Annotated in this window: 22 protein-coding genes; 11 read left to right on the forward strand and 11 right to left on the reverse strand. The window is 30.3% G+C overall.

Annotated features, from left to right (window positions below; translation table 11 throughout):
- Positions 1-3: 3 nt before the first annotated feature.
- The 6 genes from B0A57_RS09790 to B0A57_RS09815 form a co-directional block, all read right to left on the reverse strand.
- Positions 4-1,758, reverse strand: coding sequence for an ABC transporter ATP-binding protein (locus B0A57_RS09790; protein ID WP_038466251.1), 1,755 nt, complete (start codon positions 1,756-1,758; stop codon positions 4-6).
- Positions 1,745-2,497, reverse strand: a complete 753-nt coding sequence (truA, locus tag B0A57_RS09795; protein WP_011963544.1) for a tRNA pseudouridine(38-40) synthase TruA — start codon at positions 2,495-2,497, stop codon at positions 1,745-1,747. Before truA ends, B0A57_RS09790 begins: the two co-directional genes overlap by 14 nt.
- A 274-nt stretch (positions 2,498-2,771) precedes the next feature.
- Positions 2,772-3,359: a Maf-like protein gene (locus B0A57_RS09800; protein ID WP_034097711.1), complete on the reverse strand. Its 588-nt coding sequence runs from the start codon at positions 3,357-3,359 to the stop codon at positions 2,772-2,774.
- A complete protein-coding gene (locus tag B0A57_RS09805; RefSeq protein WP_074460287.1) occupies positions 3,349-4,272 on the reverse strand; it encodes a geranylgeranylglycerol-phosphate geranylgeranyltransferase in 924 nt (307 codons plus the stop codon). The genes B0A57_RS09800 and B0A57_RS09805 overlap by 11 nt, the downstream gene beginning before the upstream one ends.
- Before the next feature lie 46 nt (positions 4,273-4,318).
- On the reverse strand, positions 4,319-4,846 hold the full coding sequence (locus B0A57_RS09810; protein ID WP_034097713.1) for a KdsC family phosphatase: 528 nt from the start codon (positions 4,844-4,846) through the stop codon (positions 4,319-4,321).
- Positions 4,830-5,591 (reverse strand): Rossmann-like and DUF2520 domain-containing protein, encoded by a 762-nt coding sequence (locus B0A57_RS09815; protein WP_011963540.1) that lies wholly within the window; start codon positions 5,589-5,591, stop codon positions 4,830-4,832. The genes B0A57_RS09810 and B0A57_RS09815 overlap by 17 nt, the downstream gene beginning before the upstream one ends.
- Positions 5,592-5,745: 154 nt before the next feature.
- On the opposite strand from B0A57_RS09815, the gene ccsA reads away from it, so the two are divergent.
- Both ccsA and B0A57_RS09825 read left to right on the forward strand, forming a co-directional pair.
- Positions 5,746-8,871 carry a cytochrome c biogenesis protein gene (ccsA, locus tag B0A57_RS09820; protein ID WP_074460288.1) on the forward strand — a complete coding sequence of 1,042 codons (3,126 nt, stop codon included), beginning with the start codon at positions 5,746-5,748 and terminating at the stop codon, positions 8,869-8,871.
- Between the two features lie 10 nt (positions 8,872-8,881).
- The gene (locus B0A57_RS09825; RefSeq protein ID WP_034097715.1) at positions 8,882-9,475 is read left to right on the forward strand and encodes a glutathione peroxidase; all 594 of its coding nucleotides are present in this window, start codon (positions 8,882-8,884) and stop codon (positions 9,473-9,475) included.
- 96 nt (positions 9,476-9,571) lie between these two features.
- Here the strand turns inward: B0A57_RS09825 and B0A57_RS09830 are convergent, their stop codons facing one another.
- Positions 9,572-10,657, reverse strand: a complete 1,086-nt coding sequence (locus B0A57_RS09830) for a serine hydrolase domain-containing protein (protein WP_034097717.1) — start codon at positions 10,655-10,657, stop codon at positions 9,572-9,574.
- A 168-nt stretch (positions 10,658-10,825) separates the two neighbouring features.
- On the opposite strand from B0A57_RS09830, the gene B0A57_RS09835 reads away from it, so the two are divergent.
- From B0A57_RS09835 to B0A57_RS09865, 7 genes are all read left to right on the forward strand, one after another.
- Entirely contained in the window at positions 10,826-11,245 is a 420-nt protein-coding gene (locus B0A57_RS09835) for a lipocalin-like domain-containing protein (protein WP_011963536.1), read from the forward strand.
- Between the two features lies 1 nt (position 11,246).
- Positions 11,247-11,543 (forward strand): DUF721 domain-containing protein, encoded by a 297-nt coding sequence (locus B0A57_RS09840; protein ID WP_011963535.1) that lies wholly within the window; start codon positions 11,247-11,249, stop codon positions 11,541-11,543.
- 344 nt (positions 11,544-11,887) lie between these two features.
- A complete protein-coding gene (locus B0A57_RS09845) occupies positions 11,888-13,084 on the forward strand; it encodes an MBOAT family O-acyltransferase (RefSeq protein ID WP_227029032.1) in 1,197 nt (398 codons plus the stop codon).
- Positions 13,085-13,088: 4 nt separating this feature from the next.
- Entirely contained in the window at positions 13,089-14,219 is a 1,131-nt protein-coding gene (locus B0A57_RS09850) for an alginate O-acetyltransferase AlgX-related protein (RefSeq protein WP_034097719.1), read from the forward strand.
- Positions 14,220-14,278: 59 nt separating this feature from the next.
- Entirely contained in the window at positions 14,279-14,413 is a 135-nt protein-coding gene (locus tag B0A57_RS09855) for a DUF721 domain-containing protein (RefSeq protein WP_219350036.1), read from the forward strand.
- A 159-nt stretch (positions 14,414-14,572) separates the two neighbouring features.
- The gene (locus tag B0A57_RS09860) at positions 14,573-16,009 is read left to right on the forward strand and encodes an MBOAT family O-acyltransferase (protein ID WP_034097721.1); all 1,437 of its coding nucleotides are present in this window, start codon (positions 14,573-14,575) and stop codon (positions 16,007-16,009) included.
- A gap of 2 nt (positions 16,010-16,011) precedes the next feature.
- Complete coding sequence (locus tag B0A57_RS09865) at positions 16,012-17,073, forward strand: alginate O-acetyltransferase AlgX-related protein (RefSeq protein ID WP_034097722.1); 1,062 nt, start codon at positions 16,012-16,014, stop codon at positions 17,071-17,073.
- Positions 17,074-17,160: 87 nt separating this feature from the next.
- Here the strand turns inward: B0A57_RS09865 and B0A57_RS09870 are convergent, their stop codons facing one another.
- Both B0A57_RS09870 and bshC read right to left on the reverse strand, forming a co-directional pair.
- Positions 17,161-17,580 carry a nucleoside-diphosphate kinase gene (locus tag B0A57_RS09870; RefSeq protein ID WP_011963530.1) on the reverse strand — a complete coding sequence of 140 codons (420 nt, stop codon included), beginning with the start codon at positions 17,578-17,580 and terminating at the stop codon, positions 17,161-17,163.
- 117 nt (positions 17,581-17,697) lie between these two features.
- The gene (bshC, locus tag B0A57_RS09875; RefSeq protein ID WP_034097724.1) at positions 17,698-19,293 is read right to left on the reverse strand and encodes a bacillithiol biosynthesis cysteine-adding enzyme BshC; all 1,596 of its coding nucleotides are present in this window, start codon (positions 19,291-19,293) and stop codon (positions 17,698-17,700) included.
- A gap of 76 nt (positions 19,294-19,369) precedes the next feature.
- Between bshC and B0A57_RS09880 the strand changes: the two genes are divergently transcribed.
- A complete protein-coding gene (locus B0A57_RS09880; RefSeq protein ID WP_034097726.1) occupies positions 19,370-21,547 on the forward strand; it encodes a B12-binding domain-containing radical SAM protein in 2,178 nt (725 codons plus the stop codon).
- A gap of 25 nt (positions 21,548-21,572) precedes the next feature.
- Here the strand turns inward: B0A57_RS09880 and B0A57_RS09885 are convergent, their stop codons facing one another.
- Both B0A57_RS09885 and B0A57_RS09890 read right to left on the reverse strand, forming a co-directional pair.
- The gene (locus B0A57_RS09885; protein WP_011963527.1) at positions 21,573-22,256 is read right to left on the reverse strand and encodes a response regulator transcription factor; all 684 of its coding nucleotides are present in this window, start codon (positions 22,254-22,256) and stop codon (positions 21,573-21,575) included.
- Positions 22,257-23,516, reverse strand: a complete 1,260-nt coding sequence (locus tag B0A57_RS09890) for a sensor histidine kinase (RefSeq protein WP_034097728.1) — start codon at positions 23,514-23,516, stop codon at positions 22,257-22,259. It lies immediately after the preceding gene.
- 176 nt (positions 23,517-23,692) lie between these two features.
- Between B0A57_RS09890 and B0A57_RS09895 the strand changes: the two genes are divergently transcribed.
- Positions 23,693-24,076, forward strand: a complete 384-nt coding sequence (locus tag B0A57_RS09895) for a DUF1573 domain-containing protein (protein ID WP_034097729.1) — start codon at positions 23,693-23,695, stop codon at positions 24,074-24,076.
- Positions 24,077-24,217 lie beyond the last annotated feature (141 nt).

A 24,217-nucleotide genomic window follows, 5' to 3' on the forward strand; every position in this document is an offset into this window, starting at 1 on the left:
TGTTTATATTTTCTCAAGAGCTACAAACTGCGAGTCATATAATTTTCGGTAATAACCATTTTCCTTTTGTAAAAGCTGATTGTGTGTTCCTTCTTCAACTACGATTCCTTTGTCTAGAACTACAATTTTATCAGCATTTATAATCGTTGCCAAGCGATGTGCTATTACGATTGATGTTCTGTTCTTTGTAATTGTTTCGGTAGCTTTTTGTATGAGTTCTTCTAAATAAACATCGATAGATGAAGTGGCTTCATCGAGAATTAGAATGCTAGGTTTACTCACATAAGCACGCAAAAAAGCAATGAGTTGGCGTTGTCCTGATGATAACATATTGCCACGTTCTTTTACATTATAATCGTATCCGTTTGGTAAACTCATAATAAATTCGTGTGCACCAATTTCTTTAGCAGCAGCGACAACTTCTTCTTTAGAAATTGCTAGATTGTTTAAAGTGATATTATTATAAATCGTATCTGCAAATAAGAAAACATCTTGTAAAACAATGGCTATTTGTTGGCGCAAACTATCTAGAGTATAATGAGTAATATCATTACCATCAATAGAAATTGTACCTGATTTTATTTCATAAAAACGGTTTAGCAGGTTAATTATTGTCGATTTTCCTGCGCCAGTTGCTCCTACAATGGCAATTGTTTTTCCCTCATTAATAGATAAATTAATGCTTTTTAAGACATCTTCATCTGGTTTATAGCCAAAAGTTACGTTTTTAAAATTTATTCTTCCTTCAAATTTTGGAGCGATTTCGGTGCCAATATCTTCAATATGATCATTGGTGTCTAATACTTCAAAAACACGATGGGCTGCAATCATTCCCATTTGCATTTCGTTAAATTTATCTGCAATTTGTCGCAGTGGTGTAAAAAATATGGAGATATACATCGTAAAAGCAAACAAATCGCCTTGTTTGGTTAGCGGATCGTCGTTTAATATTAGCATGGCTCCGTAATAAACAATAAAGCTTAAGGATAAAGACGAAATAATATCGGCAATTGGAAAAAATATAGAGTTATACCAAACATTTTTTACCCAAGCTTTTCGGTGTTTGTCATTTATTTCTTTAAATTTTTCGAGTTCTATGTCTTCTCTAGTAAAAAGCTGTACAATTTTCATTCCTGTAACGCGTTCTTGTACGAAAGTATTTAGGTTAGAAATTTGGTTTCTCACTTCTTCGAAAGCAAGTTGCATTTTTTTCTGAAATATTCTGGTTATATACACAAGAATTGGCATTGCCGCTAGAATAATCATGGTTAATTTCCAATTCATATACAACATAAAGAGGAGTACTACGGCCATTTTAAGTAAATCACTTATAATCATAAATAAACCTTGGCTAAAGATTCTTGCAATAGATTCGATATCAGAAACAGAACGGGTAACTAATTTGCCTACGGGTTCGTGATCAAAATAACTAATTTTGAAGCTTGTCATGTGTTTAAAAAGCTTTATTCTAATGTCTTTTATGATGTCTTGTCCCAACCAGTTTGCCCAATATACAAAGTAAAATTGTGATAATACTTCGAGAATAAGCGAACTTGCCATAAGGATTACGAATAAGGAAAATCCGTTTTTATCTTTTGGTAATACATAATCATCTATTATGTTTTTTAGCAAATAGGGGCGAAGTGCTGCAAAAATGGCTAATAATATTGCCCAAACAATAACGCTATAAAATCGTTTTTTGTATGGTTTGGTATATTCTAAAATCCTTTTGAAAAGGGTTGTGTCAAATGCTTTCATCTTTTTTTATATACGGGTATTCGATATTTGTGAGAAATAAACCATGTGCTGGAACCGAAAACCCTGCGTTTTCTCTGTTCTGAGATTCGATTATTTGTATAAAATTTTCGATTGTTATTTTGTGTAAACCAATATTTATGAGTGTTCCTACAATGGCACGTACCATATTTCTTAAAAATCTGTCGGCCGTGATGGTAAAGATGAGTTGCTCTTTTTCGATGCTCCAAAATGCTTCGGTTATCTTGCAGTTATAAGTATTTACATCTGTATTTGTTTTCGAAAAACATTTAAAATCGGTAAATTTTAATAATACTTTTGCCGCTTCATTCATGGCAATGACATCTATTTTCTTTGATGAATACCAAGCTAAATTATTAGTAAAAACATTTTTGTAAGTCGAAATATGATAGTTGTATGTTCGTGAAGTAGCATCAAATCTGGCATGGGCTTGATTGTGAACGGGAATTATATTAAAAATCACAATGTCTTTTGGTAAAAATGAATTGGCTTTGTGAATAAATTTTGCATTATCGATACTAATATCAGTATCAAAATGACCATACATTTGTTTGGCATGCACACCAGCATCAGTACGGCCAGCACCCATAATATCTATTTTTTCTTGTAGTAGTGTCGAAAAAACTTTGTTTAAAGTTTCTTGTACTGATGTCGCATTAGGTTGGTATTGCCAGCCATGATATTGTGTTCCGTTATAAGCAAATTCTATAAAATATCTCAAAACAAAAAAGGATTTTTTTTACAAAGATAAAGGAAATGTATTGGTAAGTTTCAATTACAAATTATGAATTGCGAATTAGCTTTAAAATTTATTAATTATTGTACAATTAAATTCGCTTAATTGTATAATTCGCTACATTTTTTAAATCTCATTATTTGTGTGTTGCCACTAGGGTTGGGCTTTTGGTTACAAACCAAGTTTACGGAACTCCGATAAGAATAAAGTTTACTAAAAAGCCTTAACGCAAAATACGGTAATTAATAGAAATAAGCCACTAAAACGTATGGTTTAACAAATATAGATATACTTTTTCGGTGGGTAATCCTACCACGTTTGTGTACGAACCATGAATGTTTGTGATGCCTATAAGTCCTATCCATTCTTGTATTCCGTAGCTTCCCGCTTTGTCGAAAGGTTTGTAATTATCTAAATAATATTTGATAGCTTCGTCTGATAATGTACCAAAAGTAACTTGTGTAATATCATTTATAATTTCGGTTTTGTTTTTGGTTTTAAAGCAAACTGATGTTATAACTTCATGAGTTTGATTAGATAATTTTTGAAGCATGGCAAAAGCATCGTCATAATCTTTTGGTTTTCCTAACGCTTCATTTTGTAACCAAACCAAAGTGTCGCTTGTTACTAGTAGTTCATTTTGGAGTAAATCGCCATCAAAAGCCGAAGCTTTTAGTTTGGCTAAATAATCGGTAATTTCTAGTGATTGTAAGGTTTTTGGGAATATTTCTTCGATTTCTTTGAGACGGACTTCAAAATCTAAATCTAAATTTTTAAAAAATTCTTGTCTTCTTGGAGAGCCAGAAGCCAGAATTATTTTGGTGTTTTCGAACTTTTTACGCAACATAATATTTCATATTTATTCCAATTACTGCAATAGAAATGATTCCGAAAAGGATAACCATTTTTAAAACATTACTAAGATAATAGAAGTCTTTTTTTGTTTGGGCAAACCAAATTTTAATCATAAAATATAATAAAGGACCAATTAGGAAAAGGAAAATATAACCTGTTGCATATTGTAAATGAAACAAATAATTATATACATAATACAAGATGCACAAAACGGGAACAAAGCTTAATATAAATACTAATTTGGAAGTTTTATAAACCCCAAAAACAATTGGTAGTGTTCTTATTTCTTGTTTTTTATCTCCTTTTGTGTCTTCTAAATCTTTTACAATTTCTCTTATAAAATTGAGTATAAATGCTATCGTAGCAAAATCTATCAGCACAGAAAATACGGGACGCATTTGTTCTTTGTTAGTAATATCTGTTGCGGGAAAAATCATGAATAAATCTATTATTATAATGCTAAAAGCTAGTAATGAAGCTACAATAACATTTTTTAAAATCATGATTTGCTTTAGGTTAGTGGCATAAATATATAATAAGGCGGCGCATAAAATGAAAACGGTAACAAAATTAGGACGCATGATGAGTCTAGAAAGGTAAAATCCTATTCCTACGCCTATAACGGTAAAAAGGACATATAAATTGTAAGCTAATGCTTCGGTAATGGTTTTGCCTATGATGACTTTTTTGGGTTTGTTTTCGGTATCAGCATCTTGATCCATAATATCATTAATAATATAGCCGCCAGCAGCAATGCAAACTGTCGAAATTATTAATAAATAATATTGCCATAAAGCCAAAGCTAAAGGAATGTCTTGCATTTTTAGGAATCCAAATAAAACGATGAGTTGCATGAGTGCAATCATAATTAAGTTTTGGTATCGAATGAGTTTTAGGTATTTCATTTTTTTGTTTATTTGATTAAGATTTCAAATTAATTCGTAATTATTCTTAATCGTGTTTCCCATCAAAATAAGTAAGCCATTTTCCTTGTACTTTCATCACTTGTTCTATCACATCACGAACAGCACCGTTTCCGCCATTTATGTGCGAAATATATTTTGAAACTCCTTTTATTTCTGGGGTTGCATCCTGCGGACAAGTGGGTAATCCAACCAATTGCATGACATGATAATCAGGAATATCGTCGCCCATATACAAGACTTGTTCGGGTTTAATATTGTATAATTCGATATATTCTTTAAAGGTTTCTACTTTGTTTGGTGCGGCAAGATGAATATCGGTAATGCCTAAATTTCTTAATCTGATGCGAACACCTTCGTTGCTTCCGCCCGAAATAATGCAAACATTATAACCAGATTCTAGGGCTGATTTCATAGCAAATCCGTCACGAATGTGCATTTCTCGTAGCATTTCTCCTGTTGGGGAAACGTGTACTTTTCCGTTGGTTAGTACGCCATCAACATCAAAAATAAAGGTAGTGATGTCGTTCATGATTTCTTTATAGCTTTTTGCCATTATCGATAATAGATTTTGTTAGTATTTTATAAATTTCCTTCTGATTTTCGTTGGTTAGAAAATGCAAATGGGCGTTAATTGTTTGTGTGTCGTTTCGTTTTGCTGGTCCGGTTTGGGCTTCATCTGGCGAAAGTAAAGAAATTTTATTTGCTGTTTCTTGTATTAATGGTTGTAATATTTCGAAAGGAATATTGTTTTCGGTACAAATATCGTTTCCAATTTTATACAAATGATTTACAAAATTATTGACAAAAACTGCCGAAACATGTAGTGTTTTTCTTTGATTTGAATTAATTTGAAACACTTTTTTAGATATAGATCTAGCCACTGTTTCTAATAATTTATAATCGGATTCATTTTCGGCTTCTACACAAATTGGAATTTCGTTGAAGTTAATAGCTGCGTTTTTCGAAAAGGTTTGCAACGGATAAAAAACACCTTTTCGGTTTTTATCATCTAAATTAGTAATATTGATGCTTCCCGAAGTGTGTACTACTAATTTGTTATTTAAATTTAATTGATGAGAAACTTCTGCAATAGCATTATCAGAAACAGAAATAATATACACATCGGCATCAACTAAAGAGCTAAAGTTGCTTGTAATTTTCGAATAATCGATAATATTTTTAAGGCTTTCTTTGTGGCGAGAAAAAGCTTGTACTATTTGGATAATATTACTTTTAGCAAACGATTTTATTAAATGTTGCGCAACATTTCCTGAACCTATTATTACTACTCGAATCATTTGGCTAAAATAAATAAAATTTATTAATTTTTTGAAATTTATAAATTTGGTAAATTTATCATAATTTATGCTTAAATTATGATAGTTTGTTTATTTGAAACAAACATTTTTCAGTATTTTTGCTACACTTTATAAAAACGACTCCAAATTTATTATGGAAAAATTAAAATCGATACTCTTTTCAACAAGATTAATGGCAATATTGTTTCTTGGTTTTGCAATTGCGATGGCCACGGGAACATTTATAGAAAGCAAATACAACACCACAACGGCTAGAATTTTAGTATATAATGCTTGGTGGTTTGAGGGGATTATGTTAGTTTTTGTATTAAATTTTGCAGGAAATATTAAGAGGTATCAGTTGCTAAAAAAAGAAAAATGGGCAACATTAATGCTTCATTTGTCATTTATATTTATCATTATAGGAGCAGGAATTACCCGATATATTAGTTACGAAGGCATGATGCCTATTCGTGAAGGGGCTTCGGAAAATCATTTTTATTCTGATAAAACTTTTTTGTCATTAAATGTAGATGGAGAATATAAAGGAGAAATGAAACGTCGTACTTTCGAGCAACCCGTTTTGTTTTCGCAAGCAACCAACAATCATTTTTCGATAAATGAAAATTTCGACAAAACACCATTTACTATCCAATTGAAAAAGTTTATTATGGGCGCAAAAGAAACCATAATAGAAAACAAAAACGGAATAGATTTTCTGAAAATGGTCGAATCTGGTGGCGGATCACGACATGAGCATTTCCTAAAATCGGGCGAAGTAGTTAATATTCATAATGTACTTTTTTCGTTAAATAAATTTACAAAAGGCGCTATAAATATTAATACCACTTTAGGTGCTTACACGATAAGTGCGCCATTTGAGGGTGAGTTTATGCGAATGGCAGACAAACTACAAGGAAAGGTTGCTAAAGATGCTACCCAACCATTGATGATGCGTTCTTTATATAACGTTGGAGGGGCACAATTTGTGTTTCCAGAACCAGCAAAAAAAGGAACAATAGGTTACGAATCTAGTAATAATTATAAAGCAAAAGAGGAAGATGACGCACTTGTTTTAATCATAAAATCAGCGGGGCAGGAGCGAGAAGTAACACTTGTGGGTTCTAAAGGTAAAATGGGTGAGCCAAAAGTTGTAAAAATTGGAAAACTAGATTATACCTTATCTTATGGTAGTAAATCGTACGAATTACCATTTAAAATAAAATTAAATGATTTTGCTGCTCAAAAATATCCAGGAACAGAAAAAAGTTATTCTTCTTACGAAAGCTCAGTTACAGTTGAAGATAAACCAAATTTCGATTATAAAATTTTTATGAATCACGTGTTAGATTATAAAGGGTATCGTTTTTTTCAGTCTTCATTCGATCCAGATGAGAAAGGAACAGTACTGTCAGTAAGTCATGATTTTTGGGGAACTTGGATTACTTATCTGGGGTATTTTATGTTGTTTTTTGCCTTAATGGCCATCATGTTTACAAAAGACTCTCGTTTTGCCGACATAAAACGAAAATTAGAACTTGTAAAAATTAAAAAAGCAAATCTTACAATTCTGTTTTTATTATTTGGATTAAGTGGTTTTGCACAAAATCATCAGGAGAAAAAAATTACACAAAAACAAATAGATTCTGTTCTAGACAAACGAAAAATTAGCGAAAAACATGCCGAAAAATTCGGACGTTTAATCGTTCAAGATTTGGGTGGAAGGATGAAACCTATAAACACTTTTTCGTCAGAATTATTAAGAAAAGTGAGCCATTCTGATACATATCAGAATATGAATTCAGATCAAGTATTTGTCTCGATGACACAATATCCAACAGTTTGGTATGAAGTGCCATTAATTTATATAAGAGAAGGAAACGACAGTATTCGCAGTATTATAGGGATTGATAAAAAACAAAAATTAGCCAAATTTATCGATTTTTTTGATGAAAAAGGAAATTATAAATTATCTAAATATCTAGATGCTGCCTATAAAGCTGCAAATCCCAATAATTTTGAAAAAGGTTTTGTAGAAACAGATAAGAAGATAAACTTAATGAACTCGGCATTATCAGGAAGTATTCTTAAAATTTTTCCAATTCCTAACGACGAAAATAACAAATGGGCATCGTACGCAGAGCTGAATCATGTGGCACTAAAAGGAATGGATTCTGTTTTTACCAAACAAATTTTGCCTATTTATTTGATGTCTTTAGAAACTGCAGCGGCAAATAATAACTATAAGGAATCTGATTTTTATTTAGACGGCATTGTTAAGTTTCAGAAAAAACACGGAAGTAAAGTCATGCCAAGTGAAGAAAAAATCACATCAGAAATACTGTATAACAAATACAATATCTTGCAAAAGTTATTTAATTATTATAGTCTTTCGAGTATTTTAATGTTAATTTTTACCTTGTTGAGTATTTTCTTCGACAAGAAATGGCTAAGAATTACGGTCGATACTTTTCATGTGTTTATTGGCTTCTTGTTTGGTATGCACACTTTGGCTTTGGCCGCAAGATGGTTTATTTCTGGACATGCCCCTTGGAGTAACGCTTATGAATCTATTATTTATGTAGCTTGGGCAACCATGTTTTTTGGTTTGGCTTTCGATAAAAAATCTAAATTAACGGTGGCTTCGGCAGCATTTGTAACCGCAATGATTTTTATGCAGGCCAATGCCAATTGGATAGATCCAGAAATTGCAAACCTGCAACCAGTGCTAAATTCGTATTGGCTTATGATTCACGTGGCAGTTATTGTAGGTAGTTACGGACCCTTTGCCTTAGGAATGATTTTAGGTTTTGTATCATTGGTACTTATGTTTTTTACCAATGAAAAAAACAAAGCTAAAATGACCTTAAACATAACAGAGATAACATATATTAATGAAATGGCATTAACCATTGGATTGATTATGCTTACCATAGGCAATTTCCTTGGGGGGCAATGGGCAAATGAATCTTGGGGACGTTACTGGGGTTGGGATCCGAAGGAAACATGGGCACTAATTAGTATTATGGTTTATGCTTTTGTAATTCATGCTCGTTTTGTACCATCGTTGCGAGGAAAATGGTTTTTTAACCTGATGAGTATGTATGCTTTTGTATCAATATTGTTTACCTATTACGGTGTCAATTTTCACTTGGTTGGTTTGCATTCTTACGCTAGTGGTGAAGCAAAATCGCTCGATTGGATATACTATTCGTTAGGAACAATTTCATTAATTGGACTAATAACTTATCCTAAATACAGAAAATATTATAAAAAATAAAAATAAAACTATGAAACAATTACTTTGCCTATTTTCATTAATGATATTAATGACTTGTAAAAGTCAAGAAACAAACATTAAAAATCAGTCTTCTTCAGAAAAACAAAAAACAACTAAAATGGTACGAGAATCTATTTATCAGTTTAAAGTAATTGATATTGAAGGAAAAGAATTCGATTTTTCTTCATTAAAAGGGAAAAAAATAATGATTGTAAATACCGCTTCAGAATGTGGGCTAACCCCACAATATAAGCAATTGCAAGAATTATATACACAATTTAAAGGCAAAAATTTTGTCATTATAGGATTTCCTGCAAATAATTTCGGACACCAAGAACCAGGGGCTAATGTCGCAATTGCTACTTTTTGTTCTAAAAATTATGGTGTAACTTTTCCTATGATGGAAAAAATATCTGTAAAAGGTGATGATATGCATATATTGTACCAATTTTTAACCCAAAAATCTAAGAATGGTTTAGAGGATAATGAGGTACAATGGAATTTTCAGAAATATCTGATTGATACAACAGGGCATCTCGTTAAAGTTATTGCGCCAACCACATTGCCTACAGATAATGAAATAGTAAGTTGGATTAAGGGTTAGTACTTTTGTGCTATAACAGTAAACCCCGCTAATTGTCTAGTTTTTTTAATTAGCAAATTAGTGGGGTTTACTTTTTTTATTGGATAGTAAAAATTGCTATTGGTATAAGGCATTTATTTTTTGCCATAAGATATTGTCAAAATCCGATAAAGCAAGATTTGCCCCATCGGCAGCATCGCCCATTCTAATGACAACCATTTTTTTGCTAGGAATAATATATATTTTCTGGTCATTTTTTCCTAAAGCCATAAACATATCATTAGCACCGTTAGGAATAATACTTCCAGGATACTGAAACTGGCTTTGAGGCAAATGATAACTAGATTTACCATTTAACCACCACAAATAGCCATAACTTTGATTTATGGCTTGCGATGTATTTGTTGCTTCATTAAAATAATTTTCATTTAATATTTGTTCAGAATTCCATTTTCCTTTATTTAACATTAATAAGCCAAAACGAGCCATACTTCTAGTGGTGCTTCTGTATACTGAATTATTGCCGCTTTGAATCCAATTGCCTTCCATACCAATTTTATCTCTCAATTTAGTATTGAAATAATTGCTCCAAGTTTGTCTAGAAGCATTTGCTACCACCTCTTGTAGTTTTACATATACATTATGATATGCCCATTTGGTGCCAGCATCGGTACTGTAAATAAGGCTTGCAGGATCTACGGCATCGGTAGTATCATCTAAACCAGAAGTCATCGTTAATAAATTTTTACAAGTAATAAGATTCTCTTTTGTCAAATTTTCGCTTGTCCAGCCAGTACCAAGATACTGCGACACGCTATTGTTTATGTTTAGTAATCCTTCTTGTTGTGCAATGCCTGTTGTTGTAGATGTTAATGTTTTTCCGGCGCTTGCCCAATACCATAAAGCATTTGCATCATGTCCGTTAAAATAATTTTCTATGACAATTTTTCCGTTTATAAGAATGATAAATGATTTAGAATTTTTTAAAACCAAATAATTGAGCAGTGGTTGTACAGCCGATTGGTTCCAACCTAATGTTTGAATGCTTTTAGTTTCCCAAGTACTACTTCCAATAGTTGGATAATACATAGGCTCTTCAACTGAAATTAAAACAGGAGCCATTGTTGGCGTTAGCATAACTTCATCTTTGCTACAACTTGTAAAAAATATAATGCTTAATAATGAGAGTAAAATAGGTTTCATAATAAATATGGTTTAGTATCAAATTTAGACAATAATTTTTCAAAAAGGTTTAATGTATTATTAGTATTTTTACAACATAAAATATTTATGATATCGTAATGATGAAAACCGATAAATATTTTTTGATTACTATATCAAATTTTAATAAAAAATAAATATGACCTGCTTATGAAAAAAAAATTAAGTTTAGTATTTCTTGTATCAATTTGTTTTGGTTGTTCCCAAAAGGTTGATATTTCGAAAACGGATACCATAAATGGCTATTGGCAAATAACCAAAGCTTTAAACACTAATGGCGATAAGAAAGATTACCCCATAAATGAAGTGTATGATTATTATGAAATAAAAGGCAAAACTGGTTTTCACAAAAAAGTAACTTGGCAACCTGATGGTGTTTTTTTAGTAAATGATTTATCAGAAAGTGTAAAATTATCGAACAATTCCGAGGGGGTTTTTATTCAATTTAGATCGAAATTTGGGAAACATACTGAAAAAATAGAATCTATTTCTGAAAAAGAACTGGTTTTAGAAACACCAGACAAAGCAAAATTATATTTTAGTAAAGTCATTTTAAATACCAGAAAGTAAAATGGCAAAACGAATTAACAACCAGAGTATTGTTGGCGATATTTTAAATCAAATTATAAAAACCAATAAACTCGAATCAGGATTAAACCAAGTTTCTGTTATTGATGCTTGGAAAAACCTAATGGGAAATGGTGTAAATAATTATACACGAAGCGTCTCATTGCGAAATAATATTTTATATGTAGAGCTTACTTCGTCAGTTCTACGTGAAGAGTTAAGTTACGGAAAAGACAAAATTATCAAAATGATAAATGAAGAATTAGGGAAAGAAGTTGTAAAAGACGTAGTGCTTAGATAAAAAATTATAGTACTCAGAATAGTTTTTTTGCTTCATTTTTAAAATCTTGTCTTGCTCGTTAACTAATTTGTCTTTTAAACTAAGATTAATTTTTATACCTTTGTGGTAAAGATAAATTTATGGTTTTTAGTAGTGTTTTATTTATATTAATATTTTTACCCTTCTTCTTGTTGGCATACTATCTCGCCAATCCAAAGTATAAAAATTTAGTAATTTTAATTGGAAGTATTCTTTTTAATGCTTGGGGTACACCTAAATATATTTTACTGATATTTACATCACTAATTCTTAATTTTTATGTTATAAAACAAATGTATAAACATAAAAATTATTCAAAAATATTGATGATATTGTCAATAGTAATCAATTTAGGAGTTCTAGCATATTTTAAATACTTTAATTTTTTTATTGATAATATTAATTTAATATTGTCATTAACTAGCATACACCCTTTGTCATGGGTCAGATTGGCATTGCCAGTGGGGATTTCTTTTTTTACATTTCATTCTATTTCATATACTGTAGATGTTTACCGAGACGTTCATAAGCCATTAGACAAGCTATCAGATTATGCGATATATTTATTAATGTTTCCTCACTTAATTGCTGGTCCAATAATTAGATTTAGTACAATTGCAGATGACATTGTTGACAGGAAACACAAAGAAACTGCAGAAAACAAACTCTTAGGTTTTTATAGATTTTCTATAGGAATAGGTAAAAAGGTATTAATTGCAAATATTATAGGAGAAACTGTTGACAAGATATATGCTTTACCAATTAATGAATTAAGTTCGCAACTAGCTTGGATAGCAATTATTGGCTACTCATTTCAAATTTATTTCGATTTTAGCGGATACTCTGATATGGCAATAGGTTTAGCACGAATGATGGGCTTTACATTTCCAGAAAACTTTAATATGCCTTATGTATCTAAAAGTATCACAGAATTTTGGAGAAGATGGCACATGACTTTAGGAGATTGGATGCGAGACTACCTTTACATACCCTTAGGCGGTAATAGGGTAAAATCTCAAGCAAGATTATATTTTAACCTAGCAATTGTATTTTTATTATCTGGTCTTTGGCATGGCTCTTCTTGGAATTTTATTTTTTGGGGTGCTTGGCATGGGTTGTTTTTAATTTTAGACCGAGTGTTTTTATTAAATTTATATAAAAAAATAGGTGCAATTCCGAGCATGTTAATTACCTATTTTATAGTTTTAATTGGTTGGTTATTTTTTAGAGTTGAAGGTTTCATGAATGCCATTAATTATTTAAAAATAATGTTTAGTTGTAAAACTTCGTTTGTCAAATTTCCAATCAATGTCGATTTTTGGTTTGTATTAATATTGGCAATATTAATATCACTAATAGGATCTTTACCTTTCGGAGAAAAATTAAAAGATATTATATATCCGTCAAATTTGAAACCAAAAACAGGATTTATATATTTTTTAGCCACTTTTATTTTATTACTTGTTGGAGTGTCACTTATAACCGCAACGGGTTTTAATCCATTTATTTATTTTAGATTTTAACCCGATGAAAAATAAAACCTATTTTTATATTTTACTCTTCTTTATTTGGCTTCCGTTTTTAAATAAGTACATTTGTTACAGAGCCATACATAGCCTAGAGGGTAATGTCGTTTTGAGAGAAAAACCATCCTTAAATAAAACCACTTGGTTTTCAGGTAAATATCAAGAAGATTTCGAGAATTATATTAACGATAATATAGGAGGACGACCTTTTTTTGTTAGAGTTAAAAACCAAATTTATTACAGTTTGTTTGATATAATAAAAGCAAATGGAATAGTAGATGGTAAAAACAATTTTCTGTACGAAAAATCTTATATTGATGCTTATTATGGTAAGGATTTTTTAGGAAAGGATACCTTACATAGTACTGTATTAAAAATTCAGAAATTGCAAAGTCTTTTAGAAAAGCAAAATAAAACCCTAATTATATGTTTGGCACCAAGTAAAGCACGATTGTATCCAGAATTTTTTCCTTCTGATTTTTTGGATAAAGAAACAGATAAGACCAATTATGATTATTACAAAGATGATTTAAAGAAAGAAAAAATTAACTTTATCGATTTTAACAGTTTATTTTTAAAACTAAAAAAATCTAAATGTGATTGCCCAATTTATCCAAAATATGGTATTCATTGGAGCGAATACACCTCAGGAACTTTAGCAACAGATAGTTTGATAAAGTATATTGAAGCCAAAAGGAATATTGACATGCCAAACTTGATTGTTGCAAGTACTGAAAAATCTTTGACTCCTATAGGACAGGATTTTGATATTGGTGCTTCAATGAATCTATTAGTAGATTTAAAAATAACTACCCCCATGTGTTATGCCAAAATTAAATGGGATAGCGATAAAAAATTAGTAAAACCAAAAGTTTTAACAATTGGAGATAGTTATTATTGGGGAATATTTATAACAGGAGTGCCAACTAGGTCTTTTAGTTTAGGCGGTTTCTGGTATTATAATAATCAAGTTTATAGTACCTCAAACCAGAAATTTGACACAACTGTTGATAAACTGGACCTAAAAAAACAGATTTCAAAAAATGATGTTATTGTAATCATGGCGACCGAACCTAATTTGAGTAAACTAGGATGGGGCTTTATAGATAATGCAATAAAAGTGTTGCAATAAAAAAACAAACTCAAATCAGTATTAAACAAGTTACTGTTATTTATCCTCGGAAAAACCTAATGGCAAATGTTGTAAATAATTACACACAAAGCGTCTCATTGAGAAACACTATTTTATATGTAGAGATTACTTCGTCAGTTTTACGTGAAGAGTTAAGCTACGGAAAACACAAAATCATCAAAATAAAGAATTAGGAAAATATGTCTTAAATGGCGTTGTATTTAGATAGTGATTAGTATTAATATTTTTCAAAACTTATTAATAAAAACATTTTATATATATTTGCAGGAATGTGTTTTTTTAAATTAGTTTAAATAATTTAAAATTGTAATAATTCGTTAATTTTTATTTAAATGCTTTTTAATTCTTTAAACTTTGCTTTGTTCCTGCCAGTAGTTTTTCTCTTATATTGGTTAGTTTTTCATAAAAATTTAAAACATCAAAATATATTATTATTAGTTTCAAGCTATTTTTTTTATGCTTGTTGGGATTGGCGTTTTTTGTTTTTACTTGTTTTCTCTACACTTTTAGATTATTTTACGGGGATAAAAATGGAAGAATCAAAATCTGAAAAGCAAAAAACTTTCTGGTTTTGGCTAAGTATTTCTATAAATCTTGGGTTTTTAGGTGTTTTTAAATATTATAATTTCTTTGCTACTTCATTTGCAAATGCAATCGCTAATGTTGGATTAGAAATAAATCCTTGGACACTAAAAGTTATTTTACCAGTAGGAATTTCATTTTATACTTTTCACGGATTATCGTATGTTATAGATATTTATAAGAATCGAATCAAAGCCGAAAAAAACTTTATAGAATATTCTGTTTTTGTTAGTTTTTTTCCGCTATTAGTTGCAGGTCCTATAGAACGTGCCACACATTTACTACCTCAAATAAAAGAAAAAAGAACTTTCAATTATACAAACGCAGTAGACGGATTGCGACAAATTTTGTGGGGATTATTCAAAAAAATTGTCATTGCAGATCAATGTGCAGAACATGCAAATACTATTTTTAATAATTATCAAAACTATTCTAGTTTAGGACTTATTGCTGGAGCAGTGTTTTTTTCGATACAAATATATTGTGATTTCTCAGGATATTCTGATATTGCATTAGGAGTAGCTAGACTTTTTGGGATAAATTTATTAAGAAATTTTGCTTTCCCTTATTTCTCAAGAGATATTGCTGAATTTTGGCGAAGATGGCATATTTCTCTTTCTTCGTGGTTTAAAGATTATTTGTACATACCGTTAGGAGGTAGTAAAGGGGGTACGTGGATGAAAGTTCGAAATACATTTATTATATTCTTAGTGAGTGGTTTTTGGCACGGTGCTAACTGGACATTTATAATCTGGGGCTTATTAAATGCGTTATTTATCATGCCGTCAATTATTTTTAATACAAATAGAAGTAATATAGAAATTGTAGCGAAAGGAAAAACATTTCCAACTCTCAAAGAGTTTTTGTCTATTCTTACAACATTTGCATTAGCAGTATTTGCATGGATATTTTTTAGAGCAGAAAACCTAGAACATGCCATCAATTTTATTTCCAGAATATTATCGAACGCTTCGTTTGTAACAGAACTAAAAGTGCGTGGAGACTTAATTTTTATCATTTTGTTTTTCCTTATTGTAGAATGGTTTGGAAGAGAGGAGCAATTTGCGTTAGCTAAAATTGGACTGAATTGGAAAAGCCCGATTCGATATGCGCTTTATTTTGCCTTAATAATTATGTTGTTTTGGTTTGGCGGAAAAGAACAACAATTTATTTATTTTGAATTTTAAATATGAAAAAATTTTTATACAAAACAGCGGTATTTGTTGTTCCTTTTTTACTTATTTTTTTATTAAGTTTTAAATATTATACAGATACTAAGGGAGATTTATTAAGGCTCGGATTTATTGCCGATATTTATAATTATGATTTTAATAAAGTCTTCAAAAAAGAAATGGCTCGTAAGATAAATTATACTGTATTTTCAGAGCTTAATTTAAAAAAACAAAATAATTTTACAGTTTTTGCTATTGGTGATTCTTTTTCAGAGCAAGGTGCTGCGGGCTATCAAAATTATTTAGCCAATAATTCGGCTATAAAAGTTCTGCATTATGACAGGTTTTTGCATGAAAATCCCATCGAAACAGTCACTGGTTTTTTAAACGGAAATGTATTAGATAATATTAAAGTAGATTATATTATTTTGCAATCTGTTGAAAGAGTATTTGTAGAAAGAGCATTAGTTTTTAATAAAAAAATTAAAATAACTAATGATTCCCTAACTACCTTAATTAATAAACACAAAGAGAAATTACGCGAAGTTGTAAAAGAAAAAACTAAAGATAAATTTTTTTCTAGGGAAATACTTAGATTTTCGCTAAATACAATTTGCTATAATTTTGATGATAATGCCTATTTATCAACAGTGTATCAGGTTAAAACCAAAAAAAAATTGTTTTCTACTAATAATCACAATCTACTTTTTTATACTGAAGATTATGAATTTCTAAAAACAAACAACGACGTAAAAAAGATAAATATTTTAAATAACGAACTAAATACCTTAGCAAAAAGATTAAAAAATAAAGGTATAAAGCTAATTGTACTGCCTTGTCCGGATAAATTAGATTTTTATTATGACGAAATAATAAGCAAAGATAAATATGCTAAACCTATATTTTTTGATTGTCTGAAAAATCTAAATAAAGAATATATTTATATAGATGCTAAGAAGGTATTACAAGAAAAAGCTAAGAATAAAAAAGATGTTTATTTTTATGATGACACACATTGGTCACCTATTGCAGCCAAAATAATTGGAAGCAAACTTGATGAAATTATTAACACAAAATAAAATAGGTTTCATAAAAAAACCATTTCTCTAAGAAATGGTTTTTTTTTATGAATATTAGAAAATTCTAAATTCTGTGAGATTCTAATATTAGAATTGTTCTCTTCCAGCAAAGTGAAAAGCACCTTCAATAGCAGCATTTTCGTCGCTATCTGAACCGTGAACCGCATTTTCTCCTATCGAAGTAGCATATTTTTTACGAATAGTACCTTCGGCCGCATCAGCAGGATTTGTAGCTCCAATTAAAGTTCTGAAATCTTCTACTGCATTGTCTTTTTCTAATATAGCAGCAACAATAGGGCCTCTAGACATAAATGCTACTAATTCGCCGTAAAATGGTCTTGCAGCATGTACTTCGTAAAATTTTTGAGCATCAGCAACTGTTAATTGTGTCAATTTCATTGATACAATTTTGAAACCTGCTTCAGTTATCATGTTTACTATTCCGCCAATGTGTCCGTTTTGCACACCATCAGGCTTAATCATTGTGAATGTTCTATTCGTTGCCATTTTTAATTTTTTTAATTTGTTGCAAAAGTAAACTTTTTTATAAAAAAGAAAGGCTACTTTTTAGAATATATTTTACTTTAAGATTCTTGTTTGTTTAAATTTGTAAAAAAGTATAAATTATGCGTGTTTTATAATGCTAAATGTAGCAGCTAAAGGGTGTAATTGATCACTTATTTTGTTTATTAATTCCTCACCTATTTCTACATAAATTTCTGAAAAATTAGATTTTCGTTCTTGTAAGCTTTCATTTGGAAACAAATTATTTTGTAGTTCAATAATTTTTTTTAATTTTTCTGAGTGCATTTTTTTTTCGGCTTTTAAAAGTCTTTTTTCAAGATTATCTAAACCTTTTGTTTGTTTTTTTTCTTGTGCCTTTACAGCGCCAGAAAATGATTTGTCGGTTTTTAATGCGATTTGATGCAAGGCTTCAAATTGCTTCTTGAGATGTGCTTTTTGTTCAGAAAAATCGATTTTAATTTCAGAATACTCTTTTGTTTTGGCATCAATTAATACTTGTTGTTTTAGGAATAATTCTTGCCAAGTAATGTTTAATTTTTGTCTGTTTTTTTCTTGTTTTTCATTAATTAAAACCGCCGAGTTTCTAACCAATAATATAGGAAAAGTTACTTTGTGAAAATCGAACATTGCTTTTAGTTCTAACCAATAAGCAATCTCACCACCACCACCAATATATGCTAAATTGGGCAAAATTACTTCCTGATATAAAGGGCGTAAAATAACATTTGGGCTAAATTTTTCTGAATTTGCATCTACTAGTTTTAATATTTCGGTTTCAGAAAAGGTTATAAATGTGTTGTTTACTTTATAATTTCCGTTTTCATAGATAATGCGTTCTCTGAGATTTGCTTCAATATAAAAAAGATTTATTTCTCTAGGATTTACCTGAATTGAATAGTCTTTAAGTTTGGCAATACTTTCTAAAACTTTTTTGTTGGAATTTTGATATAATAATTCGTCTTTAATGTAAGGTATAAATTGTTTTTTTAAGGCTGCCGCATCTCCATCTAAAATAACCAAGCCATATTTGCCAAATAGTTTATTTGCCAAAAAGCGTGTAGCATCGGCAAGATTTGAATGTTGCAAGTAGCTATCCGAAAATAGTTTTTTTATATATTCTGCATTGTTACTTAAACCAAGTTCGGCTTTAAAAACAGTAAAAAAATTAGTTAAACTTTTTGTAGATAATCTTCCAACAGCGCCTTTTGATGCTGTATTCCAACTTAATTTTTTACCTTTAAAATTAAAATGATTTATTTCTTCAAAATCATGATCTTCAGTCGCCATCCAATATATAGGTACAAAATTATACTCAGGGTAATTGCGCTTTAATTCTTTACATAAATTAATGGTTGACACAATTTTATATAAAAAATACAGCGGTCCTGTAAATAAATTGAGTTGGTGACCAGTAGTAATGGTAAATGTTTTTTCGTTTTCTAAAAGAGCAATGTTTTTTTGGGTTAATTCTGAAATTTCAAAATTTGTATATTGTTTTTTTAAGGCATCTACTAAAATTTTTCTTTTATCATTGTTCTTGAAATTGTGATTTTTTTCTTCAATTTGATGTTTAAAATTTTCGATACTAGGAAAATAATTGTATAATTCTTTTAGTTCTGGTTTTTTATCTAAATAATCTACAATTAATTTAGAAAAATATCCTGATTTTTGATAACTAATACAATCGGTTGGCATAATTTATTTTTTTGTAAAAATACTCAAATTTCAGTTTACAATAAATAAAAATTACCTTTGTAAAAACAAATCTCTTTTGAAAGACCTACTCCTCATCACACCGCCTTTTACACAGCTGAATACGCCATATCCAGCAACAGCTTATATAAAAGGTTTTTTAAACACAAAAAACATTTCGGCTTTTCAGATAGATTTGGGAATCGAAGTTATTCTCGAATTATTTTCGAAAAAAGGATTAGAAGCATTGTTTGGTAAAAGTAGCCAAGTAAATTCGCCAAATAGTAAACGAATATTCGCCTTAAAAGACGATTATATAAAAACAATCGATGCTGTTATTGCTTTTTTGCAAGGCAATAATCCAACATTAGCAAGACAAATTTGTTCAGGCGACTTTTTGCCAGAGGCTTTTAGGTTCGAGCAATTAGATGATATGGAATGGGCTTTTGGATCGATGGGAATGCAAGACAAAGCCAAACATTTAGCCACTTTATATCTCGAGGATTTATCGGATTTCGTTGTCGAATGTATCGATGATAATTTCGGATTTAGTCGTTATGCCGAACGTTTGGGCCGAAGTGCTAATTCTTTTGATGATTTGTACTCGCATCTGCTAAAGGAATTAACTTATATAGATGCCATTGCTTTAGCAATATTAAAAGAAAAAATGCACGCCATACAACCTAAATTAGTTTGTATTTCGGTTCCGTTTCCAGGAAATTTGTATAGTGCTTTTCGTTGTGCACAGTTTATCAAAACTAATTTTCCAGGCGTAAAAACATCAATGGGTGGCGGTTTTCCAAATACCGAATTGCGCTCTTTAACAGATGTTAGGGTTTTCGAATTCTTCGATTTTATTACTTTAGATGACGGTGAGTTGCCCTTACAATTGATAATTGATTCTATACAATTAACAGTTTCAAACGAATTTAAACGAACATTTTTATTAGAAGATAATCAAGTCGTTTACAAAAATAATACACTTCAAAGAGATTATAAACAAAGCGAAGTTGGCACACCAGATTATTCAGATTTGTTGTTAGATAAATATATTTCGGTTATCGAAATTGCCAATCCGATGCACAGTTTGTGGAGCGACGGTCGCTGGAATAAACTTACCATGGCACACGGTTGCTACTGGGGAAAATGTACTTTTTGCGATATTTCTTTAGATTATATAAAAGTTTACGAACCCATTCTTGCTAAAACATTAGTAGATAGAATGGAAGAACTCATAGCACAAACTGGCGAAAATGGCTTTCATTTTGTAGATGAAGCCGCACCGCCAGCTTTAATGCGTGAATTAGCGTTAGAAATTATTAAACGAAAACTAGTTGTAACCTGGTGGACAAACATTCGCTTCGAGAAAAGTTTCTCCCAGGATTTGTGTGTTTTACTAAAAGCATCGGGTTGTATTGCCGTTTCTGGAGGGCTAGAAGTTGCTTCCGATAGGTTATTGCAACTCATAAAAAAAGGAGTAACCGTAGAGCAAGTAGCACAAGTAACCCGAAACTTTACCGAGGCAGGAATTATGGTACACGCTTATCTTATGTATGGTTATCCTACACAAACTATTCAGGAAACGGTAGATAGTCTAGAAATGGTTCGTCAGTTGTTCGAGTTGGGTATTTTGCAGTCTGGTTTTTGGCACCAATTTGCCATGACAGCGCATTCGCCAGTGGGTATGTTTCCTGACGAATTTGGCGTTATTCCACAATCGAACGAAATCACTTTTGCTAATAATGATATTCAGTTTACAGACAAAACAGGTATAAATCATGACCAGTTTAGTTTCGGGCTAAAAAAATCTTTATTTAATTATATGCACGGTCTTTGTTTCGATTATACTTTGCAAGATTGGTTCGATTTTAAAATTCCTAAAACAACGGTAAAACCTAATTTTATATACAATTCGATTCAAAAAGAAGAAAATTTTAGTACAAAACCATCGGCAAGAATTGTTTGGATAGGAGGAAAGCCATTAACAGAGATTTTTATAAAATCTAAAAAAGGGAACGCTTGGGAAATGATAAAAATGACTTTTCACGACAAAAAAGAGACTTTTGTAATAGATATTGAAAAAGAGAAAGGGGATTGGTTGCTTAAAATTTTAAATATTATTTCGATACATAATGATAAGAAAAATACTTTTTTAGTATTGAAAACAGATTTTGAAGAAAATTTTGATGATTTTGAATTATTTTGGTACTCGAAACCAATAAATACTTTAAGAAATTTTGGTCTTTTGGTTTTATAAAAATAAATTAAGCAATGATGTCTTTTTAAATATTAAAACGAAACCCAATTCCGTGTAAATTTTCGATAAAAATTTTTTCCTCATGGGCTAATATTTTCCTCAAGCGAGATATAAATACATCTAGGCTTCGCCCCATAAAGTAGTCATCGTCTCCCCAAAGTGATTTTAGAATTTCTTCTCGTTTGAGTACTACATTCTTATTGTTTAAGAAAAATTTTAGCAATTGAGATTCTCTTTCGGTTAGTTTTATTTTTTGATCATCAGTAAATATTACATAATTTTTTGAGTCAAACTGGTATTTGCCAAGTGTGTAAATGTTTTTTTCTTCGAAATTATTTTTTAGGGAACGTTTCAAGAAAATTTCTATTTTTAGCAATAATTCTTCGATGCTAAAGGGTTTTATCAGGTAATCATCGGCTCCTAATTTTAATCCTTTTATGCGATCTTCTTTTAGTGTTTTTGCTGAAAGAAATAGGATAGGGATGTTGGTGTTTAATTTTCTAATAGCGGTTGCCAGCTCAAAACCATCTATTTTAGGCATCATAATATCTAGAATACAAATATCAAAAGGGTTGTTTTTAAAAGTATCTAAAGCGATTTGCCCATCATTGCAATGTGTGATGTTATAGTTGTTTTGTTCTAAATTGTCTTTGGTTAAGAAGGCTAAAGTTTCGTCGTCTTCTGTATAAAGTATTTTAAAATTAGTCATTTATATAGGTTTTATTTGTACAGAAACGGTAACTCCTTTTTTAGTGTTGCTTTTTATAAAAACCTTCCATTGGTGTAGTATGCAAACTTTTTTTACATAATATAAACCTAGACCAAAACCGTTTACTTCGGTAGTTTTTTGGCTTGTAATTCGATAGAATTTATCAAAAACAAAAGGAATGTTTTTTTCTGATATACCAGTTCCGTTATCAATAAACTGTAGTAACAAATGGGTTTTTGTGGCAAATATATGTATAATGATTTCAGGTTTTTGATCGGCATATTTTATTGCGTTTTCAAGGATATTGTAAACTAAATTTGAAAAATGAAACTCATCAGCATTAATAAAAATGGTGTCAGATTGTGATTTTATTTTAATATCAACAGTCTCATATTTTAGCTTTATGTTTTCGATAACCTGATTAATAATAGTAATAATTTCTAGTTTTTGTTTTTCTAATGCCATAGGAATATTGTCCCATTTTGCGATATTGAGAATTTTCTCGATGTGATTGTTTAGTTTATTACTTTGGTTAATAATAATTTGAGCATATTTTTCTAATTTTTCATCAGTTTTAATACTTTCTTGTTGTTTCAAATAATTAGAGGCAATGAGTATAGATGATAATGGTGTTTTAAATTCGTGTGTCATGTTGTTGATGAAATCACGTTGTAATTCAGAATATTTTTTTTGTTGAATAATCGTGTAAATAGAATATACGTAAACTAACAAAACTATAATTAATGCTATCGATAAGAGGAACCAAAACCGCAAAGAATTAAATAAGTAAGAGGTTTCAGTAGGGAATCGAATGGCAAAATAATAAATAAGATTCTTGTGTTTTGGGAAATAAACAGATGCCTTTTTAGCTGTTTTGTTAGTTGCCGAAACATAATTACCATATACCATTTCGTCACTTTGGCAATTGTACATGGCATATTCGAAATCTGTATTTAGGTTTGCTTTTTTAAATTCGGAGTTTAAATAATATTCAAGAATTTCGGCTTCAAAATCATTATCAATATTTACAACATAATAATCATTTGCAATTTTTTTTATGGGGTTTTCTGCCGGAAGGTCATGATTTGTGCCTTCATATAAATGTTTTACTACTTCGAGCAAAGCAATGTGTGCTTTTTGCGAAAATTTCTTTTCTTCGAGTGTAAAGGCTTGCTTTGTCCATAATAATTGAGCCATAAGGATTCCAATAGTAGCAATAAGTCCTAGCACTATAATTGTATTTAACTTGTTTGTTTTCAATTGTGAATTAGGTTTGTCATTTGTTCAAATTTACTCAAAAAACACATTCAAAATAAGTGTTAACAAGTCATTAACAAACATTTGAAATTGGTTAACAAGAGCCAAGCTTTTCTTGAGCTACTTTTGGATTATCAAATTTGAGAAACCAATTTATTAATCAATTAAAAATTAAAATTATGAATACAATTAAAACCTCCTTTTTAGCATTAACATTGGGATTAATGTCGTTTGCTACTGTTGCTGCAATTACCTGGAAAAGTGAAACTATAGATGTTGGAGATATTCCACAAGGTAAACCAAAAGCTATTATTTTCGAATTTAAAAACACAGGAAAAACAGATGTAATTATTACAAACGTGCAAGGTTCGTGTGGTTGCACAGCTACCGATTATACAAAGGAAGCTATAAAAGCTGGAAAATTAGGACTTGTTACAGCAACTTATAATGCGGCAAATGTTGGTGCATTTACTAAAACTATAACAGTAACCACAAATGCAGATGCTAGTTCAAAAGTGTTAACGTTGAAAGGAATTGTAAAAACGGCTGTGATACAGAGTTAGTAAAAGAAATTTTCTGACAAAGTTTACCACAGATTCACAGATTTTATTTTAAATATTCTGAAAAAATTATTTCACAAATTTTCAAAATTATTTTTCTTAATCTGTATTTTTTTAAATTTTTTAAAATCTGTGAATCTGTGG

The sequence above is a fragment of the Flavobacterium psychrophilum DSM 3660 = ATCC 49418 genome, assembly GCF_002217405.1.
Lineage (GTDB): Bacteria > Bacteroidota > Bacteroidia > Flavobacteriales > Flavobacteriaceae > Flavobacterium > Flavobacterium psychrophilum.

Bases quoted from the DNA above. Each gene is read 5' to 3' on its own strand.
- B0A57_RS09790 (WP_038466251.1), bottom strand. From the start codon at position 1,758: ATGAAAGCATTTGACACAACCCTTTTCAAAAGGATTTTAGAATATACC.
- B0A57_RS09800 (WP_034097711.1), bottom strand. From the start codon at position 3,359: ATGTTGCGTAAAAAGTTCGAAAACACCAAAATAATTCTGGCTTCTGGC.
- B0A57_RS09805 (WP_074460287.1), bottom strand. From the start codon at position 4,272: ATGAAATACCTAAAACTCATTCGATACCAAAACTTAATTATGATTGCA.
- B0A57_RS09810 (WP_034097713.1), bottom strand. From the start codon at position 4,846: ATGGCAAAAAGCTATAAAGAAATCATGAACGACATCACTACCTTTATT.
- B0A57_RS09815 (WP_011963540.1), bottom strand. From the start codon at position 5,591: ATGATTCGAGTAGTAATAATAGGTTCAGGAAATGTTGCGCAACATTTA.
- ccsA (WP_074460288.1), top strand. From the start codon at position 5,746: ATGGAAAAATTAAAATCGATACTCTTTTCAACAAGATTAATGGCAATA.
- B0A57_RS09825 (WP_034097715.1), top strand. From the start codon at position 8,882: ATGAAACAATTACTTTGCCTATTTTCATTAATGATATTAATGACTTGT.
- B0A57_RS09830 (WP_034097717.1), bottom strand. From the start codon at position 10,657: ATGAAACCTATTTTACTCTCATTATTAAGCATTATATTTTTTACAAGT.
- B0A57_RS09835 (WP_011963536.1), top strand. From the start codon at position 10,826: ATGAAAAAAAAATTAAGTTTAGTATTTCTTGTATCAATTTGTTTTGGT.
- B0A57_RS09840 (WP_011963535.1), top strand. From the start codon at position 11,247: ATGGCAAAACGAATTAACAACCAGAGTATTGTTGGCGATATTTTAAAT.
- B0A57_RS09845 (WP_227029032.1), top strand. From the start codon at position 11,888: ATGATATTGTCAATAGTAATCAATTTAGGAGTTCTAGCATATTTTAAA.
- B0A57_RS09850 (WP_034097719.1), top strand. From the start codon at position 13,089: ATGAAAAATAAAACCTATTTTTATATTTTACTCTTCTTTATTTGGCTT.
- B0A57_RS09855 (WP_219350036.1), top strand. From the start codon at position 14,279: ATGGCAAATGTTGTAAATAATTACACACAAAGCGTCTCATTGAGAAAC.
- B0A57_RS09860 (WP_034097721.1), top strand. From the start codon at position 14,573: ATGCTTTTTAATTCTTTAAACTTTGCTTTGTTCCTGCCAGTAGTTTTT.
- B0A57_RS09865 (WP_034097722.1), top strand. From the start codon at position 16,012: ATGAAAAAATTTTTATACAAAACAGCGGTATTTGTTGTTCCTTTTTTA.
- B0A57_RS09870 (WP_011963530.1), bottom strand. From the start codon at position 17,580: ATGGCAACGAATAGAACATTCACAATGATTAAGCCTGATGGTGTGCAA.
- bshC (WP_034097724.1), bottom strand. From the start codon at position 19,293: ATGCCAACCGATTGTATTAGTTATCAAAAATCAGGATATTTTTCTAAA.
- B0A57_RS09885 (WP_011963527.1), bottom strand. From the start codon at position 22,256: ATGACTAATTTTAAAATACTTTATACAGAAGACGACGAAACTTTAGCC.
- B0A57_RS09895 (WP_034097729.1), top strand. From the start codon at position 23,693: ATGAATACAATTAAAACCTCCTTTTTAGCATTAACATTGGGATTAATG.